General features: G+C 68.7%; 11 protein-coding genes and 1 pseudogene. 4 read left to right on the top strand and 8 right to left on the bottom strand.

Going from position 1 to position 19,306, the window contains the following annotated elements; all coding sequences use genetic code 11:
* Positions 1-53 precede the first annotated feature (53 nt).
* The 3 genes and pseudogenes from BBJ41_RS17390 to dnaE form a co-directional block, all read right to left on the bottom strand.
* Positions 54-1,232, bottom strand: a complete 1,179-nt coding sequence (locus BBJ41_RS17390; RefSeq protein WP_069747414.1) for a glycosyltransferase family 9 protein — start codon at positions 1,230-1,232, stop codon at positions 54-56.
* A gap of 173 nt (positions 1,233-1,405) precedes the next feature.
* Positions 1,406-2,500 (bottom strand): glycosyltransferase family 9 protein, encoded by a 1,095-nt coding sequence (locus BBJ41_RS17385; RefSeq protein ID WP_069747413.1) that lies wholly within the window; start codon positions 2,498-2,500, stop codon positions 1,406-1,408.
* Between the two features lie 258 nt (positions 2,501-2,758).
* A pseudogene (gene dnaE / locus BBJ41_RS17380) lies at positions 2,759-6,291 on the bottom strand (DNA polymerase III subunit alpha).
* Between the two features lie 233 nt (positions 6,292-6,524).
* Here dnaE and BBJ41_RS17375 point away from each other — a divergent pair.
* Both BBJ41_RS17375 and gluQRS read left to right on the top strand, forming a co-directional pair.
* Positions 6,525-7,379: a sulfurtransferase gene (locus BBJ41_RS17375; protein ID WP_069747412.1), complete on the top strand. Its 855-nt coding sequence runs from the start codon at positions 6,525-6,527 to the stop codon at positions 7,377-7,379.
* A gap of 19 nt (positions 7,380-7,398) precedes the next feature.
* Positions 7,399-8,292, top strand: a complete 894-nt coding sequence (gene gluQRS / locus BBJ41_RS17370) for a tRNA glutamyl-Q(34) synthetase GluQRS (protein ID WP_069747411.1) — start codon at positions 7,399-7,401, stop codon at positions 8,290-8,292.
* Between the two features lie 203 nt (positions 8,293-8,495).
* Here the strand turns inward: gluQRS and BBJ41_RS17365 are convergent, their stop codons facing one another.
* The 4 genes from BBJ41_RS17365 to purT all read right to left on the bottom strand — a co-directional run bounded on the left by BBJ41_RS17365 (position 8,496) and on the right by purT (position 12,307).
* Entirely contained in the window at positions 8,496-9,992 is a 1,497-nt protein-coding gene (locus tag BBJ41_RS17365) for a DEAD/DEAH box helicase (RefSeq protein ID WP_459542857.1), read from the bottom strand.
* Between the two features lie 435 nt (positions 9,993-10,427).
* Positions 10,428-10,808: an MliC family protein gene (locus tag BBJ41_RS17360; RefSeq protein ID WP_069747409.1), complete on the bottom strand. Its 381-nt coding sequence runs from the start codon at positions 10,806-10,808 to the stop codon at positions 10,428-10,430.
* 80 nt (positions 10,809-10,888) lie between these two features.
* Positions 10,889-11,074, bottom strand: a complete 186-nt coding sequence (locus BBJ41_RS17355) for a DUF6726 family protein (protein WP_069747408.1) — start codon at positions 11,072-11,074, stop codon at positions 10,889-10,891.
* An 18-nt stretch (positions 11,075-11,092) separates the two neighbouring features.
* The gene (purT, locus tag BBJ41_RS17350) at positions 11,093-12,307 is read right to left on the bottom strand and encodes a formate-dependent phosphoribosylglycinamide formyltransferase (protein WP_069747407.1); all 1,215 of its coding nucleotides are present in this window, start codon (positions 12,305-12,307) and stop codon (positions 11,093-11,095) included.
* A gap of 213 nt (positions 12,308-12,520) precedes the next feature.
* Here purT and BBJ41_RS17345 point away from each other — a divergent pair, with 213 nt between their 5' ends.
* Both BBJ41_RS17345 and BBJ41_RS41585 read left to right on the top strand, forming a co-directional pair.
* Positions 12,521-13,066, top strand: coding sequence for an META domain-containing protein (locus BBJ41_RS17345; protein ID WP_069747406.1), 546 nt, complete (start codon positions 12,521-12,523; stop codon positions 13,064-13,066).
* Positions 13,067-13,243: 177 nt separating this feature from the next.
* The gene (locus BBJ41_RS41585; RefSeq protein ID WP_069747405.1) at positions 13,244-17,905 is read left to right on the top strand and encodes a DNA translocase FtsK; all 4,662 of its coding nucleotides are present in this window, start codon (positions 13,244-13,246) and stop codon (positions 17,903-17,905) included.
* 103 nt (positions 17,906-18,008) lie between these two features.
* Here the strand turns inward: BBJ41_RS41585 and BBJ41_RS17335 are convergent, their stop codons facing one another.
* The gene (locus BBJ41_RS17335; RefSeq protein ID WP_083281889.1) at positions 18,009-19,253 is read right to left on the bottom strand and encodes a lactonase family protein; all 1,245 of its coding nucleotides are present in this window, start codon (positions 19,251-19,253) and stop codon (positions 18,009-18,011) included.
* Positions 19,254-19,306 lie beyond the last annotated feature (53 nt).

Genomic DNA, 19,306 nt, shown 5'->3' with positions numbered 1-19,306 from the left:
AAACGAACCGCCCGCGAACGAAGAACGAAGGAAAAACGCGCGTCTGCCGCGCGTCAGTCCGATCCGGCGCGATGCAGTCGCGACGTGTCGACGACGGCCTCGCCCGGGCCCGGCGGATTCAGCCCGAGCATCTCGGCCGCCGCGACCTTCACGCGCTGCGCGCCGAGGTTGACGAGGCAATCGCTGCGGCTGTCGACCTTGCGCTCGCAGCCCTCGTGCCGGCACGGCACGCAATCCCCCTCCCCCTGCAGCAGCCATACGTTCCCGTGCCGCCCCGAGCCGCGCAGCGGCCACGGATTCTCGGTCGCGGGCCAGTGCTGCGGCCACGGCCCCCAGCGCACGGGGTCGGACGGGCCGAACAGCGCGATCGTGTCGGTGCCCGTGGCGGCCGCCACGTGCGTCGCGCCGGTGTCGGGCCCGATGAAGAGCCGCGCGCGCCGCACGAGTTCCGCGCTCTCGCCGAACGTGAGGCGGCCGACCAGGTTCAGCACGTCGCCGCCCGCTTCGGCCGCGACCTGCTCCGCATACTCGCGCTCGCTATCGGCCGGGCCGCCCGACAGCGCAACCGCGAAACCGCGCTCGCGCAGCCAGCCGATCATCTCGACCCAGCCATCGAGCCGCCATTGCTTATAGCGGAACATCGGATACGGATGCAGGACGACCAGCGGCTTGCCGTCGCGGATCGCCGGCGATTCCGCGAGCCATGCGTCGAAACGCGCTCGCCGCGCGGGATCGTCGCCGATGCCGGGCGCGACGACCTCGGACACCGGTTCGATGCCGATCACGGGAGCCAGCGCGAGCGTGCTGACGACCGTATGCGCGGATTCGTGGTGATTGATCGCGATCCCGTTCAGCATCATCCGCGTGAGCCACGTGACGCGCTCGGGATCGACGAGACCGACCCGCTTGCGGCCCGCGAACCAGCTGTAGAAACGCGGCCGGTCGGAGCTCAGCGCCGCGCACGCGAGATCGTAGCGGCGCCACATCGACAGCGCGTCGCGCAGCCGCTCGCGGAACCCCGCGCGCTGCGCGACGACGATCACGCGCCGCACGTCCGGATTGTGCTCGAGCACGCCCTCGGTGCCGCGAAACACCAGCATGTCGATCTGCGCATCCGGCCAGCGGGCCTTCAGCGAGCGCACGAGCGGCGTCGTCAGCAGCACGTCGCCGATACGGCGCGGCGCGGCGACGAGGATGGTCTTGGGTGGGCGGGCAGAGGAAAACAGGGCCACGGCGATCTGTCTAGCTGGCTGAACAAGGCTGGCAATGTACAGGATTTTGCGGCAACCGGCGCGGCATGGCGAACCGGCCGCGCATGCCGTCCTGATGCAGCCCGGCTGACAGGACGTGGTGTGGCAGGTGCCCGCGCACCGGTGCTTGGCCGGGTGCGGGGCTTCCTGCGCGACTAGGCGATCGTCATGATCGCAGGCACTGCAGGCGCTGCGGGCGTCGCAGGCCACGCGCGGCTCGCGTCGGCCGCCGGCAAGTCGCGATGGCCGGCCTGCGGCAGCAGCTGACGCACCGCGCGCTCGACTGCGTCGACTTCGATCGCATCGACGGTCACGCCGGCGCGCAGGATCATGTGCGGCACGCCGAGCGGATGCCAGCGCAGGTATTTCTCGGGGCGGTCCTCGAACAGCGCGGCGACCGGCACGCGAAGCGCCGACGCGAGATGCACGGGCGCGCTGTCGGCCGAGACGATCGTATCGAGCAGGCTCGCGGCGGCCACCAGATCGGCGACCGACGACGGCGCGACATGGCGTGCGCCCACATCGCGCCACGGATCGTCCTCTGCGGGATGACGGAGGGCCGGATCGCGGAACACGATCACGTCGGCGAACGGCGCGAGCCGCTCGCCGAGATCGCGCCAGCGATCCGCGGGCCAGCGGCGCTCGGCCGCCTTGTTCGACACGAACAGCCCGACGCGCGGCTTCGTGCGTGCCCCGAGCAGGTGATGCCACGCATCCTGCAGCGTGCGGTCGGGATGCACCGACAGCGCGAGGCGATCAATGTCGGCACGGCCGAGTTCAGGCACGAGGCGGAACCCCGACAGCGCCTCGTGGCACATCGGCCGCTGCGCGACGTGCTCGGGCTTGCGATCGTCGAATTCGGTCTCGGCATCGTGCCAGCGGCAATCCTTGGCGCCGATCTGGCGCGCGAACTGCATGCTGCTGCGATGCATGCCGCCGTTCGGCACGACGACCAGATCGAACCGCAGGCGACGCAGGCGGCGAACGAGCCGCAGCCGGTCGAAGAATGCCTGCATCCGCCCGGGGCGATCGTTGCGTTCGCACTGGCGGCTGTAGACGTAAGTATGGACCGCGTGCACGACCGGGTTGCCGACCAGCGCGGCCGCGTTGTAGCGGTTCGCGACCACGTGCAGTTCCGCACCGGGCCAGCGCTCCTTCAATGCATCGAGAAATGCCGTCGTGCAAAGCATGTCGCCCAGAAAATCGATCCGGATCACGAGGATTCGCTGCGTCGGGTTCCCATTGGCCATGGTCGTGTGGTGACTGTCGGTTTTTTCTAGCCGCAACGGCCGTTCCCCGGCATCCTGCCCGGGAACGGGCCTTTCGTGCATTACCGCCTGTCGCATGGATCTGCCCCCGTCATGCGCGCAAATGCGGCTAGCGCCGGATTGTATAGCGTCCCGGTGGCCGGCCCAAGGCCCGGCGGCCCGAAATGTGAAAACGGCCCGTCGCAGCGCACGATGGCGCTGCAACGGGCCGCGTATCGCGACAGTCGTCTGGTCGGGCGATCAGTATGTAATTTCGACAATGCTGCCGTCGAATGCCGCGCGCAGTTCCGCGAGCAACATGTCGCTCGGCTTCACGCGCCACGCGTCGCCGAGACGCATTTCGCCTTGCGCCCGCGCGTTGCTGTAGTGGATCTGGACCGCGAGCCCGTTCGGCAGCGGCGCCTGCGGACGACGGCCGCCGTCGCGCCCGCCACCGCGCGGCGCGGGCGCCTCGACCGCATTCGCGGCCGCCGGATCGTCCTTCGACACGTGCGGCTCGAGCACGCGGCGCAGCGTCGATGCGTCGGCGTTACCGTTCATCGTCACTCGCACGGCCTGCGCATAGCGGCTACGCGCGCGCTCGAGATCCATCACCGTATCGGCCGTGAAGCGGAGACCGCCCGTGAATGCATCGTTGCGCGCCTGCCCTGCACGATCAGCAGTTCGTCTTCCTTGAACAGCGCCTTGTTCGCCTCGAATTGCTCGTTGAAGATCGTGATCTCGCACTGGCCCGAACCGTCGTCGAGCAATGCGATCAGCATCTTGCCGCGCTGGGTCATCTGCGTACGCAGCGACGCGATGATGCCCACGACCAGCTTGTCGCGCCCTTCCTTCAGGTCGCCGACTTTCTGCCGCACGAAACGGCGCACCTCGTCGCGATACGCGTCGAACAGGTGGCCGGACAGGTAGAAGCCGAGCGCGCCCTTCTCTTCCTGCAGGCGGCGCTTGTCGTCCCAAGCGGGTTCATCGACGAGCGCATGCGCGTGCGGCGACTCGGCGCCCATGTCGAACAGGCCGGCCTGCATCGCGTTCGCCTCGGCCTGGTCGGCCGCTTCCATCGCGAGCGGCACCGACGCGAGCATCTGCGCGCGGTTCGCGTTCAGCGAATCGAACGCGCCGGCGCGGATCAGCGCCTCGACCGTGCGGCGGTTGACGATGCGCCGGTCGATCCGCTCGCAGAAGTCGAACAGGTCGGTGAACGCCTTTTCTTCACGCGCGCGCAGGATTTCCTCGATCGCGTTCTGGCCGCTGCCCTTCACCGCGCCGAGGCCGTAGCGGATCGTGCGCGAGCGCTTGCCGTCGGCTTCGGCGACAGGCTCGAACCGGTAATGCGACTGGTTGATGTCCGGCGGCAGCACGGCGAGGTTGTTCACGACGCAGTCGTCGAACAGGATCTTCACCTTGTCGGTGTCGTCCATCGCGAGCGTCATGTTGGCCGCCATGAATTCGGCCGGATGGTGCGCCTTCAGCCACGCGGTGAAATACGCGAGCAGTGCATAGGCGGCCGCGTGCGACTTGTTGAAGCCGTAGCCCGCGAACTTCTCCATCAAGTCGAAGATCTCGTCGGACTTCTCACGCGTGAGGCCGTTCTTCGCCGCACCCTCAGCGAAGATCTCACGATGCTTGGCCATCTCCTCGGGCTTCTTCTTGCCCATCGCGCGACGCAGCAAGTCCGCGCCGCCGAGCGAGTAGCCGCCGATGATCTGCGCCATCTGCATCACCTGCTCCTGATAGACCATGATGCCGTAGGTCTCTTTCAGGACGGGTTCGACGCGCGGATCCGGATAGTCGACTTTTTCGCGGCCGTGCTTACGCGCGCAGAAGCTCGGGATCAGGTCCATCGGGCCCGGACGGTACAACGACACGAGCGCGATGATGTCCTCGAAACGGTCGGGCTGCGCATCCTTCAGCATGCCCTGCATCCCGCGGCTTTCCAGCTGGAACACCGCGACCGTGTTGGCCTTCTTCAGGATCTGGAACGAAGCCGGATCGTCGAGCGGCACCTGCGCGAGCGACCACTCGGCCTTCGACGGATCGAGGCGGCGAATGTAGCGCTCGGCCCAGTCGAGGATCGTCAGCGTCGTCAGACCCAGAAAGTCGAACTTCACGAGGCCGACGGCTTCGACGTCGTCCTTGTCGTACTGGCTGACGACGCCGCCGTCGTCGCCCTGCGTGTACAGCGGGCAGAAATCGGTCAGCTTGCCGGGCGCGATCAGCACGCCGCCCGCGTGCATCCCGACGTTACGCGTGAGGCCCTCGACGCGCTGCGCGAGATCGAGCAGTTGGTGGACTTCGTCCTCGTGGTCGTAGCGCTCCTGCAGCTGCGGCTCTTCCTTCATCGCGTCGGCGATCGTCACGTGCTTGCCCGGCTTGAACGGGATCAGCTTCGCGATGCCATCGGTGAACATGTAGCCGAGGTCGAGCACGCGGCCGATGTCGCGCACGGCCGCCTTCGCGGCCATCGTGCCGAAGGTGGCGATCTGCGACACGGCGTCCGCGCCGTACTTCTCCTTCACGTACTGGATCACGCGGTCGCGGCCGTGCTGGCAGAAGTCGATGTCGAAGTCGGGCATCGACACGCGTTCCGGGTTCAGGAAGCGCTCGAACAGCAGGTTGTAGCGCAGCGGGTCGAGGTCGGTAATGCCGAGTGCGTACGCGACCAGCGAGCCGGCGCCCGAGCCGCGGCCCGGGCCGACCGGCACGCCGTTGTTCTTCGCCCAGTTGATGAAGTCCGCAACGATCAGGAAGTAGCCGGGAAAGCCCATCTTCGTGATGGTCCCGCACTCGAATTCGAGGCGCTTGTAGTACGTGTCGCGCTGCGCTTCGCGCTCGGCTTCGGCCGGATACAGCTGCACGAGCCGGGTCTCGAGCCCTTCCTTCGACAGCTGGACCAGGTAGTCGTCGAGCGACATGCCGTCCGGCGTCGGGAACAGCGGCAGTTTCGGCTTGCCGAGCTCGAGCTTCAGGTTGCAGCGCTTCGCGATCTCGACCGTGTTCGCGACCGCGGACGGCAGGTCGGCGAACAGCGCGGCCATGTCGTCCTGCGTGCGGAAATACTGGTCGGTCGTGAAGCGCTTCTGGCGCCGCGGGTTCGCGAGGATGTCGCCTTCCGAAATGCACACGCGCGCCTCGTGCGCGGTGAAATCGTCGTCGGTCATGAACTGCGTCGGGTGCGTCGCGACGACCGGCAGCTTCAGCGACGCGGCGAGCGTCGCGGCCTGCTGGATGTACGCCTCGGCGCCCGGCTGGCCGTAACGCTGCAGCTCGATGTAGAAGCCGCCCGGAAATACCTTCGCCCAGCGCTCGGCGTGACGGCGCGCGGCTTCCTCGTTGCCCGCCGCGAGCGCAAGCCCGATATCGCCCTGCTGCGCGCCCGACAGCGCGAGCAGGCCTTGCGCGAGTTCGCCGTCGAGCCAGCTCGCATCGAGTTCCGCGCGGCCGCGATACTGGTTCGTGAGCCACGCCTTGGACAGCAGCTCGCAGAGATTCAGGTAGCCGACCTTGTCCTTCACAAGCAGCAGCAGCCGCGAAGGCTTGTCGCGATCGTCCGGATTGGTAATCCAGACGTCGCAGCCGGCGATGGGCTTGATGCCCTTGCCGCGGGCTTCCTGATAGAAACGGACGAGCCCGAATGCGTTGCCGAGATCGGTGAGCGCGAGCGCGCCCTGACCGTCTGCGGCCGCTGCCTTGACGATGTCGTCGAGACGCACGATGCCGTCGGCAATCGAGAATTCGGAGTGAACGCGAAGATGGACGAAGCGGGGATCTGACATGGGCGCTATTGTAGCCGCCCCGCCGCGCAGCCTGCCCAAAAAATCCCCGTGCTGGCCGTTCGGCCGATGTGCGCGACGACGCGTCGCGTCGCTGGCCGAACGGCCGACTGCCGATGCGCGCGCGGTTTGCGGGATAATACGGGTTTTCGAATCACCGCCAAGGCTTCGCACCCTTTTTTGCGGGCCGCCGTGCGCCCGTCGCACGGGCGCGGCCGTTTTCCCGTCGGACCATCATGACCATCGTCAACCTCGCCGCCTACCACTTCGTGTCGCTCGACACGAACGAGCAATGGCGCCCGCTCGTCACCGCCCGCTGCAACGAACTCGGCCTGCGCGGCACGATCCTGCTCGCGCCGGAAGGCATCAACCTGTTCATCGCCGGCACGCGCGAAGCGGCCGACGCGTTCGTCGACTACATCCGCCACGATCCGCTGTTCGAGGGCAAGTTCGCGACGCTGCAGTTCAAGGAAAGCCTGTCCGATTCGCAGCCGTTCCGCCGCATGCTCGTGCGCCTGAAGCGCGAGATCATCACGATGAAGAAGCCCGCGATCAAGCCCGAGCTCGGCCGCGCGCCGTTCGTCGACGCGCAGACGCTGAAGACGTGGCTCGACCGCGGCCACGACGATACGGGCCGCCCGGTCGTGATGCTCGACACGCGCAACGCGTTCGAGGTCGACGTCGGCACGTTCGACAACGCGCTCGATTACCGGATCGACAAGTTCAGCGAATTCCCGGAAGTGATCGACGCGAACCGCGCCGATCTCGACGGCAAGACGGTCGTGTCGTTCTGCACGGGCGGCATCCGCTGCGAGAAGGCCGCGATCCACATGAAGGAAATCGGCATCGAGAACGTGTACCAGCTCGAGGGCGGGATCCTGAAATACTTCGAGGAAGTCGGCGGCGCGCACTATCACGGTGACTGCTTCGTGTTCGACTACCGCACCGCGCTGAACCCGCAACTGCAGCCGACCGAGAACGTCACGTGCTTCGCATGCCGCGCGGTCGTCACGCCGGAAGCACAGCAGTCGCCGAGCTACGTGCCCGGCAAGTCTTGCCCGGCCTGCGCGCAGGCGGCCAGCGCCGCGTAACCGCGCGTCCCGCGCCCCGATGAACGGCTATCGCGGCCGCTTCGCGCCGTCACCCACCGGCCCGCTGCACTTCGGCTCGCTGGTCGGCGCACTCGCGAGCTGGCTCGACGCGCGTGCGCACGGCGGCACATGGCTCGTGCGCATCGAGGACATCGACGGGCCTCGCACCGTACCCGGCGCGGCCGACGACATCCTTGCGACGCTCGCGCATTTCGGGATGACGCCCGACGAACCGCCCGTGTGGCAAAGCACGCGCGATGCCGCCTACGCGGCCGCGCTCGAGCGGCTCGTCGCAGCCGGGCTCGTCTATCCGTGCGGCTGCACGCGCAAGGAAATCGCCGATTCGCTGCGTGCCGCGCACGAACGCCACACGACGCTCGCGTATCCGGGCACCTGCCGCAGCGGCCTGCACGGCAAGCCCGCGCGCGCATGGCGGCTGCGCGTGCCGGACGGCGACGCAGCCATCGTCTCGTTCGACGACCGCTGGCAGCACACGCAATCGCAGAACCTCGCGACCGAAGTCGGCGATTTCGTGTTGAAGCGCGCCGACGGGCAATGGGCCTATCAGCTCGCAGTCGTCGTCGACGATGCCGATGCGCGCATCACGCACGTCGTGCGCGGCGCCGACCTGCTCGATTCGACCGCGCGCCAGATCTATCTGCAACGCTGCCTCGGCGTGCAGATCCCGCGATATCTGCACGTACCCGTCGTCGTCGATACAAACGGCGAGAAGCTCAGCAAGCAGACGGGCGCGACCGCGCTCGAGCGCGACAATCCGTTGCCGGCACTACAGGCCGCGGCCGCGCACCTGGGTCTCATGCCCGATGGCGCGCCGGCGGGCATGACGCTGGATGCGTTCTACGCGGCCGCGACGGCTGCATGGGCGCGACGCTTCGGGCCGCTGGCCGGCTGACGCGCGCGGCGCGCCGGTTTCGCGCTGGTTTCGCGCTGGTTTCGCGCCGAGCGAGTACCGGTCGAGTACCGAACGAGTACCGGCTGCATCCCCCCATCCGCCCCCACCCCAGGCACGACCCCAACAAAAAACGGGCACATGCTCATCGCATGCACCCGCTTTCCGGCAGCGCTCGCGCGCCGCCCCTGCCGTGTACGCCCGGCTTACACCGACGGCTTGCGCGGCATCCCGAACCCGCCGAGCAACGCGGCGACCTGGCGCTTCGGCCCCTTCTTCTCGGGCTGGTGCGCCGGCTCGGCATCCGGCTGCTTCGCCTGCGCCGACGGCTCATACGGCTTCAGGAAGAAATCGTCGACCGGCGCTTCGCGACGATGCGGACGGCTGCCGCGCTCGGCTCCAGCCGACCGGTGCGCCGACGCACCGCGATGCTCGTCGCGATCACGCCGGCTGCCGCGTTCGCCACCCCGCTCGTTGCTGCGCTCACCACGATCGCCGCGCTCACCGCCACGCTCGTCGTGACGTTGGCGCGCCGGCTTGTCGAGCGCGAGCGTCTGCACTTCGAGCGGACGCTTGATCAGCTTCTCGATATCGGCGAGCTGCTTGCGCTCGTTCGGGCTGCACAGCGACAGCGCATCGCCTGTCGCACCTGCGCGGCCCGTCCGGCCGATCCGGTGCACGTAGTCTTCCGCGCTGAACGGCAGGTCGAAGTTGATCACGGCCGGCAGCTCGGCGATGTCGAGGCCGCGTGCGGCCACGTCGGTCGCGACCAGCGCCTCGATTTCGCCGCGCTTGAACGCGTCGAGCGCCTGCATCCGCTCGATCTGCGTCTTGTCGCCGTGGATCGCCGACGCGACCACGCCGTCGCGCTCGAGGTTGCGCGCGAGCCGGCTCGCGCCGATCTTGCTGTTGCAGAACACGATCACCTGCTTCAGGCCGCGATCGCGCAGCAATTGCACGACGGCCGCCTGCTTGTCGCCTTCGGCGACGTCGTAGACGATCTGCGTGACGTTCGCGTTCGTCGAGTTGCTGCGCGCGACTTCGATCGTCTGCGGGTTGCGCAGGTAGGTCGACGCGAGCTTCTTGATTTCCGCCGAGAAGGTGGCCGAGAACAGCAGCGTCTGGCGCTCCTTCGGCAGCAGGTTCAGGATGCGCTGCAGATCGGGCAGGAAGCCCATGTCGAGCATCCGATCGGCTTCGTCGAGCACGAGGATCTGCACCTGGCCGAGATTCGCCGTCTTTTGCTGCACGTGGTCGAGCAGGCGGCCCGGCGTCGCGATCAGGATCTCGACGCCGCGGCGCAGTTCGGCCATCTGCGGGTTCATGTCGACGCCGCCGAACACGACCGCGCTGCGCAGCGGCGTGTGCTTCGCATACGCGTGCACGTTCGCGGCGACCTGGTCGGCGAGTTCGCGGGTCGGCGTGAGGATCAGCGCACGCACGGGGTGGCGCGCCGGTGACGCGCTCGTATTGGCCTGCGGCAGCAGGCGCTGGATGATCGGCAGCGAGAAACTCGCGGTCTTGCCGGTGCCTGTTTGCGCGGCGCCCATGACGTCGCGGCCGGCGAGCACGACCGGAATGGCCTGCGCCTGGATCGGCGTCGGCGTCGTATAACCCTGCTCCGCAATGGCTTTCAGGATATCGGCGGCAAGGCCGAATTGATCGAAGGTTGCGTCGACGGGCTTGGCGACAGAATCGGACATGGTGGCGTTTCGCTCAAAAGGCGCGGCGGGGACATCGTGCGTCAGGCCAGCCGGGCCTGCGCTCATCACAATTCGGAAGTAGACGGAGCCGCGGCGCGCCGCGCGGCGCCGCTCTGGCGCTTGGGACCGGTTCAATTCGAACACCGGGCGCGAGGCCGTGCGGACTCCGTTCGGCGCGAATGCCGGCGGAAAGGGGCGTATTGTAGCACTGCGCGGCCATCTGTCCGTGACAACGCCGCGAACGGCCGCGGCGGCGCCTCGCGCGGCGGGCCGATACGGCCCCGCGCGGTCGGCGGACGGGCCGATCGGGCTATCCCGATCGGCCGATGGGCAATATCAAGGGTCGGATTGCATACCGTCTGGTCCGCTTGCCAGGCCATCAGGTCCGGCAGCCGGCGAATACCGGCGGGCACGATCGGCGATCGCGCCCCGCATTCAGCCCTTCTTCTTTTTCTTCTCGACCTGCACGCAGTCGGCGAGCAGCGGCGGCGAGCTCTGGTCGGCGATCTCGTCGCGCAGCGACGCTTCCTTGCCCTTCGTCCACCACGTATAGCGGCCGGCCTGGTAGCGCGCACCCGACGCCGACACGGTATCGACGAACAGCAGCTGCCGGCCGTTCACCGGCACGAGCGCGAAGCTCTGGCCGTTGCCCGCGAGCCAGTACGACACGCGCACGGGCTGCTTCTGGTTCGCGCACTGGTAGACGGTCTGCTGGCGCGCATCGGCGTCGATTTCTTCGACGGTCAGTTGCGCGGCATGCGCGACGGAAACGGCAGTGCCGGCCAGCGCGAGCGCGGCGAGGGTTTGGCGAATCATGCAGGTCCTCTCACGAGACGGGTGGAAGCGCGCCTTCAAGAGGCGCGTGGTTATCGTTGATTGATCGTCGGTTGTCGTTGTCAGGGATCGATGACGTCCGCGCATGCGTCGGTCGGCGCCGCCGCGACGTGGCCGACGAGCGGCACGATCTTGAGTCCGGCCGATGCCACGCGGCACGGCGCGGCCGCGAGGCCGCAACCCGCGAGACCCGCGACAAGCGCCAGCGCGGCGCCCAGCTTTCCGATACGCAGCCACATCGGCGCCATCGTCTTCTCCCAGGTTCCTCAGCGGGCCGACACGGGCCGGACGGCCGCGGCGGCGCGCTTCGCGCGTTCGCGGGCTTCGTCGACGGTCGCGCCGCTCGCCAGTGCGACGCCCATGCGCCGCTTCGCAAAACTTTCCGGCTTGCCGAACAGGCGCAGGTCGGCGCCCGGCACGGCGAGCGCTTCGCGCACGCCTTCGAACGCGATCCCGCGCTCGTCGAGCCCGCCGTAGATCACGGCCGACGCGGCCGGCGTGCCGAGCGCCGGATCGACCGGCAGCCCGAGAATCGCGCGCGCGTGCAGCTCGAATTCCGACTGGCGCTGCGACGCGAGCGTGACGAGGCCCGTATCGTGCGGCCGCGGGCTCACTTCCGAGAACCACACGTCATCGCCGCGCACGAACAGCTCGACGCCGAACAGCCCGCGCCCGCCGAGCGCCTCGGTGACCTTGTGCGCGATCTCGCGCGACTTCTCGAGCGCCACCGCGCTCATCGGCTGCGGCTGCCACGATTCGACGTAGTCGCCCGCGACCTGCACGTGGCCGACCGGCTCGCAGAAATAGGTGCGTGTGCCGAGCGTCGCCGGGTCGATCGCGCGCACGGTCAATTGCGTGATCTCGTAGTCGAAATCGATGAAGCCCTCGACGATCACGCGGCCGTGATTCACGCGGCCGCCCGCCATCGCGTAGTCCCACGCGGGTTTCACGTCGGCCTCGGTCTTCACGACCGACTGCCCCTTGCCCGACGACGACATCACGGGCTTCACGACGCACGGCATGCCGATCTTCGCGACGGCCGCGCTGAACGCGTCGAACGACTCCGCGAACGCATACGGCGACGTCGGCAGGCCGAGCTCCTCGGCCGCGAGCCGGCGAATCCCTTCGCGGTTCATCGTGAGCTGCGTCGCGCGCGCGGTCGGGATCACTTCGGCGAGGCCGGCCGCCTCGATCGCCGCGAGCGCGTCGGTCGCGATCGCCTCGATCTCGGGCACGATCAGGTGCGGGCGCTCGGCCTCGACGATCGCGCGCAGCGCGGCGGCGTCCGTCATGTCGATCACGTGCGCGCGATGCGCGACCTGGTGGCCCGGTGCGTCCGCATAACGGTCGACCGCGATGACTTCGACGCCGAGCCGCTGCAGCGCGATGATGACTTCCTTGCCGAGTTCGCCGGCGCCGAGCAGCATGACGCGCGTGGCCGAGGGTGAAAGCGGCGTACCGAGCCGCTGACCGATCTGCATGTGATTTCCCGCTTCTGGTGGAGGACGAAAACGGCTTCGATGTTAACACGCGCCACGACGCCGGTTTTGCGCGTTTCGCCGCGCCGATGCCCGGCCGCGCACGGCGCGCGGGCGGGCCGCGAACGTTTTCATGCGCGAAGTGTCGGCTCGCCTGCCGCGGGGCGGGTGCGTTACTCTTACGCCTTGATCAGAATCCGATGAGGAACGAGGCTCATGTCCCACCTGTTCGCAGCCGCACGCGCCCGCACCGGCCTGCTTCGCCCGTTGCGCGCGCCGCTCTGCGCGTTGACGCTTGCCACGCTTCTCGCCGCCTGCGCGATGCCGACCCACTCCGATTCCGCCGCCCCCGCGCCCGACCCGTACAACCCGGCCGCCGTCCAGTTGCTCGACGACACAAGCTGGGAACTCACCAGTTGGCTGAACGCCGACGGCACGCAGCGCGCAATCCCGCACGGCGACAACGGTGAGCCGATCAAGCTCGCGCTGTCGACCGAATCGGGTATCCGGCGCGCGAGCGGGTTCTCGGGCTGCAATCGCTACATGGGCACCTACGCGATCAAGAACGGCCTGCTGAGCTTCGGCCCGCTCGCCGGCACGCGGATGGCCTGCCCGAATACGCTCGGCGGCCAGCTCGAACACGCGTACCTCGACGCGCTCGCCCACGTCGAGAAGACCGGCGTGCAGATGCGCGAGCCGCAGCAATTGCAGATCGTGACCAACGCCGGCGCAACGCTGACCTTCACGCACCGGAGCCCCTGATGCACCGCGCGCGCGAAGGCCGACCGACCGCCTTCGCGTGGCGCGCCACGCGCGTGTGCCGGGCACACGCGCAGCACGGCGTGAAGCGGATTCACGCCGCGTTAGAGTCTTGTTCGCCGGCCGGTTAAACTCGGCGGGTCGCGCCCCGCGCGCCCCTCCCCACTCCTGTTTCAAAGCATGCACACGGTTGTCTTCGGCTGGTTCGGCATCTCCGCCGTCTGGTTCCTCCTTCTCTTCTGGCGTCTCGTGCAGGCGATGCTGCCCGGCGGCGGCGGGCTCGCCGGCCGCGGCTCGATCCGCCTGTGGCTCGGCTTCGCCGCGGTGTTCGTTGCAAGCTGCACGCTGACGAGCCCGCTGTCGGGCCTCGACACGAACGCGCTCGGCCATGCGTTCTCGGCAGGCTTCGCACACGTGCTCGGCCCGATCGGCACGCCGGTCGCGATGGTCGTGCTGCTCCTGGCCGGGCTGCCCTGGCTGACCGGCATCGGCTGGCGCCAGTTCGCCGCCTGGGTCGACACGTCGTTCGGCGTGAAGCTGTCGCGCGACGGCGGCGACGACGACGCGCACGGCATCGCCGACCTGCCGCGCAGCGCGCTGCATCGCGACGACGATATCGTTCAGCCAACCACCGCGCACACCGTCAACTCGATGGCGCCGCGCCAGAATGGCCGGTATTCGCGCCCGACGTTGTGGAAACCCGATCCGCAGGCGCGGCCGAAGCCGCGCAGCAAGACGCCGCCGCGTCCGCATACGGAACCCGTCGCGCCGTCGGGCTGGCTGAAGCCGACCGCGCCCCCGCGCATGCCGGTGCCGCCGCCCGCGCCGCTCCCGACCAGCGCGATGCCGCCGCCGACGACCGGCAGCACGGCCAGCCTCGCGCGCGCGGCAGCGAACGCGCAAGTAACGCGCCCCGATCCAGCCCCGCTTCCTGCCGGATTCGAACCCGTCCGGCCGCGGCCGACTGCCGCGCGACCGGCTACCGCTGCGTTGAAGCAGGCCGCGCCGCGCGCCACGGTCACGCCGCGGCCGGTCGGCACGCAGCCGCCTCGTCCGCCCGTGCGACCGGTGGCAGGAACCGGCGCAACCGGCACGACGCCGGACCCGGCGCGACGCCGCCCGCCGCCGCCAACGCCGGCGCGCGCGCCGCTCTATGCGTGGACGGAAAAACCCGCCGCGCCGATCACGCCGGCACCGAGCGTGCATGACACGCTGCGCTCGATCGAAGCCAGCACCGCGCAATGGGCCACGCTGGGCAGCGGGCAACCGAGCGATCCGACGCACGCAGCGGCAGCCGCCGCAACCGTGGCCGGTGTAGCCGCGGCGGCAGGCAGCGTCGCCGCACCGGTTTCGGCGGCCGTGTCGAACGGGTTCGTTTCCGTGGCGCACAGCGTCTCGACGCATGACGCCAGCGCCCCGGTCGAACACGCTGCGGCGTCCGCATACGACGACAACGCACCGATCGTGCTGGATGCGTTCATGCCGGCAACGTCCGGCGCGATGTCCGCTCCGGTTGCCGAGACGAGCACGACGGCATTCGACGCCGCGGCACCGCACGTGCAGCCCGATACCGGCATCGACGATCGTGCGCTTTCGTATCACGCCGACGATGTCATCCGGCATGTCGATGAAGCGCCCGCCGCGTCGGCATCCGGGATCACTTCCGCGCCGTCGTTCAGCGCGCCCATCGACCTCGCTCCGTGGGACGACCTCGCCAGCCAGCCGGTTCGCTCGTTCGACGTATCGGCCGGGAATCCGGTCGCCGCGTCGCTGGCGAACGCGCCTGAATCTGCGCCGGTCGATACCCCGCCCGCGCAACCGGAAGTCGAAGCGGCTCGCGATATCGCCGCAAGCGAACCGGCTGCGTCGGTCGATACCGGCAGCCAATACGACGCGCAACCGGCGCCTGCAATCGATCGCGCTGTATCGGCTCACGCACCGCAGCGCGGCGCCGATACGCATCGCGACGTCAAACCCGTCGTTCCGTTTGCTGCCCTCCCCTCTTCGCCGGCCGCCGAAACGTCGGCACGCGCAACTTCCAGTGCTGCGCCGTTTGCGGCAACGTCGGCATCGGAAGTCGCCAAGCCGGACGCGGCAGAACGCGTAGCACCGTCGGGCACCACGCCTGCCGCGCATTGGGCACGGCCGCCGTCGATTCCGCCGACGTCGCAACCTGCGACGACCGATCCGCTCGTCACTCCGGAATTACCGAAATCGCCGGTGGCTCAACCGTTTGCCGCCGCGCCTGCCGTTTCGGCCGCCGGTACGTCGTCGCTCGTCGGCACCGCCCTCGGTTCGGCCGGGCAAGCACCGGCATCCGCATCGAACATCGCGCCCGTCACAACGACGGCGTCACCGGCCTATGTGACCGGCACCGCATCCGCTTCGCTTTCGCAACCGGCCGCATCGGCATCAACTGTTACGTCAGCCCCGCGGGCCGCACCGGCCGGCGTCGCGGGCTCGACGTACGGTTCGTTCGCCCGCGAATCCACGCCGGCCGCAGTGGCGTCAGCCGTTGCGTCAGCCGCGCAACCATCGACCACTGGCGTGCCCGGTTCGATCACGCAAACGTCCGCACCGGTGAGCACGCCTGCGACAGCTCCCGCAACGACCTTCACGCCTGTCACGACGCCATCAACGGCCGGCACGTCAGGCTCGACATCCGGTTCAGCCACGCAAACGCCCGCACCGGCAACCACGCCCGCGGCAGTTCCCGCGACGCCGGCGAGTATCGTGTCCGGCTCGATCGCTGCCCAGCCTGCCGCACCCGCACCAACGCTTGCGGCCAACGCAGCGACTTCGTCGACGGGCGCGGCATCCGGCACGTTCGGCGCATCGGGCATCGTTGTGCCCCCACCGGCCGCGACCCTGCCTGTGCCGCCCGTCGCGTCCGTCGTGACCGCAACGCCCTCCGGCGCAGCCGCTCCGATGACTGCCGCCGCAGCAACACCTGCTCATTCGGTCGCAGGCTCGCCTGTCACCGCGAGCGGATCACCGGCGTCCATCGGCGCAACGACCATGCAGCAGGCACCGTCGACCGTGCCGACGCCTGCCGCAACCATGACGTTCACGCCCCCGCCCGCCCCTGCCGCATCGACGGCGAGCTGGACCGTGCTGAACGCGTCCGAAACTCAGGCTGGCGCAGCATCGCAGCCGGTAGCGACCATGTCCGGCGCGGGTTTGTCCATGTCGGCGCCGACCGCCGCTGCCGCCCCGACGCCCCCCGTTGTCCCGCCGCTCGGCCCGACCGCCGCCGTGGCGACCGAACCGGCCGCGCCCGCCGCAGCCGACACGCCCGCCCCCGACACCCCCGCACGCGCGCCGCGCCCGAACGCGTTCGAATTCCACGCGCCCGCGTCGTTCAACGTCGAACTGCCGACGCTCGACCTGCTCGAGCCCGCGTCCGACGACGTCGAAATGATCACCGAGGAACACCTCGCGCAAACGGCCCAGGTGATCGAGCAGCGGCTGCAGGAATTCAAGGTGCCGGTGACGGTCGTCGGCGCATCGGCCGGCCCCGTGATCACGCGCTTCGAGATCGAACCGGCGCTCGGCGTGCGCGGCAGCCAGATCGTCGGCCTGATGAAGGACCTGTCGCGCGGCCTCGGCCTCACGTCGGTCCGCGTCGTCGAGACGATTCCCGGCAAGACCTGCATGGGCCTCGAACTGCCGAACGCGAAGCGCCAGATGATCCGCCTATCGGAAATCCTGGCCTCGCGCGAGTACCAGCATTCGCCGTCGCAACTGACGATCGCAATGGGCAAGGACATCACCGGCCACCCGGTCGTCACCGATCTCGCGAAGGCGCCGCACATGCTCGTCGCGGGCACGACGGGCTCGGGCAAGTCGGTCGCGATCAACGCGATGATCCTGTCGCTGCTGTACAAGGCGACGCCCGAGGACGTGCGGCTCATCATGATCGACCCGAAGATGCTGGAGCTGTCGGTCTACGAAGGCATTCCGCACCTGCTCGCGCCGGTCGTCACCGACATGAAGCTCGCGGCGAACGCGCTGAACTGGTGCGTCGGCGAAATGGAGAAGCGCTACCGGCTGATGTCGGCCGTTGGCGTGCGCAACCTCGCGGGCTTCAACCAGAAGATCCGCGATGCGGAAGCGAAGGAAAAGAAGATCGGCAACCCGTTCTCGCTGACGCCGGAAGATCCCGAGCCGCTGTCGAAACTGCCGCTGATCGTCGTCGTGATCGACGAGCTGGCCGACCTGATGATGGTCGCCGGCAAGAAGATCGAAGAGCTGATCGCGCGCCTCGCGCAGAAGGCGCGCGCGGCCGGCATCCACCTGATCCTCGCGACCCAGCGTCCGTCGGTCGACGTGATCACCGGCCTGATCAAGGCGAACATCCCGACGCGCGTTGCGTTCCAGGTGTCGTCGAAGATCGACTCGCGCACGATTCTCGACCAGATGGGCGCCGAATCGCTGCTCGGCATGGGCGACATGCTGTTCCTGCCGCCGGGCACCGGTTATCCGCAGCGCGTGCACGGCGCGTTCGTCGCCGACGAGGAAGTGCACCGGATCGTCGAGTACCTGAAGCAGTTCGGCGAGCCGCAGTACGAGGAAGGGATTCTCGACGGCCCGGCCGCCGACGGCGCGACGCAGGACCTGTTCGGCGAAGCGCCGGATGCGGAAGCCGATCCGCTGTACGACGAAGCCGTCGCGTTCGTCGTGCGCACGCGGCGCGCGTCGATCTCGTCGGTGCAGCGGCAGTTGCGCATCGGCTACAACCGCGCCGCGCGCCTCGTCGAGCAGATGGAAGCGGCCGGGCTCGTGTCGGCGATGGGCATCAACGGCAGCCGCGAGGTGCTCGTGCCGGCCGCGGCCGACTGAGCCGACTGCTGAGCCGACCGGGCGCGGCGGCCGGCGCGGGCACACCGCGCAACCGCCCGCCCCGAAATACGAAGGGCGCTGCCTCGGCAGCGCCCTTTTTCATTTACTGCACCGGCACCAGCTTGAAGTCGACCGGCTTGCCGACCGCGACCTTCTGCGGATTCGCGCCGAGCTGCCCCGTTTCGACATCGCGGCTGAACACGTAGAACGTATCGCTGTCCTGGTTGCCGACGATCAGCCACTTGCCGGTCGGATCGATCAGGAACTCGCGCGGGGTCTTGCCGAGGCTCGACTGGCGGCCGACGTTCTTCAGCCGGCCGTCGGCCTTGTTCACCGCGTAGATCACGAGATCGTTCGCGTCGCCGCGGTTGCTCACGTACAGGAAACGGCCGTCCGGCGACAGGTGGATCGCGCCGCCGCCGACCTTGCCCTTGAAGCCCGGCGCCGTCATCGGCAGCGTCTCGACCGGCGTCAGCTTGCCGTCGTGATAGCCGAACACCTCGACCGACGCGTTGAGCTCGCTCGTCACGTACGCGAACCGGCCGTCGGCGCTGAACACCATGTGACGCGGGCCCGAACCGGCCTTCACCGGCGTGTAGCGCGTGTCGGTCGGGCTGATCAGCCCGCGGCTGCCGTCGACCGTATAGCGGTAGCCGTAGAGCTTGTCCGCGCCGAGATCCTGCACGAACAGGTAACGGCCGTCCGGCGAAAACACCGTCGAATGCACGTGCGCACCGTCCTGGCGGCCCTTCACGGGGCCCGTGCCTTCATGGTGCACGCTCAGCACGGCCTGGCCGACCGCGCCGTCGTCGCGCAACGGAAGCACCGCGAAGCTGCCGCCCGGATCGGCCGCGACCGAATAATTGGCGGTCACGAGGTACTTGCCATCCGGCGACAGCGCCAGATAGCAAGGATCGTTCCCTTCCGACGACACGCGGTCGATGAAGGTCAGCGCGCCCGTCTTCGCGTCGAAGCGGAATGCGCTGACGCCGCCGCGCTGCGTCGCCGGCCCGTCGTCGCCGGGCAGCTCGTTGACCGCGTAGACGGTGCGACCGTCGCGGCTCGGCAACAGGTACGACGGATTCACGGTCTTCGCCGACGAGACGGGCGCGACGCTGCCGTTTTTCGTATCGAAGCGGTAAACATAGATCCCGTCGCTGCCGCCGCCCGTATAGGTGCCGACGAGCAGGTTGTAGATGCCGTCGGCCGGTGCGGGCGATTGCTGCGCAAATGCGTGGGTCGCGGAAAGAGAGAGCACGATCGCGAAACCTTTCATCCAGTGAGCGAGCCTAAGCGGGAACCCTCGTGTCGAAGCGCGTGCGTCACGCTCGCGTAAACGGTTGGGCATTGAATCCTCCTTGCATCGAGTCGCTTCAAGTGTTGAGATAGGACGAAACGCCG

Origin of the sequence: Burkholderia stabilis (assembly GCF_001742165.1) — a bacterium.
Taxonomy (GTDB): domain Bacteria; phylum Pseudomonadota; class Gammaproteobacteria; order Burkholderiales; family Burkholderiaceae; genus Burkholderia; species Burkholderia stabilis.
This window is presented reverse-complemented; position numbering and strand designations above follow the sequence as displayed.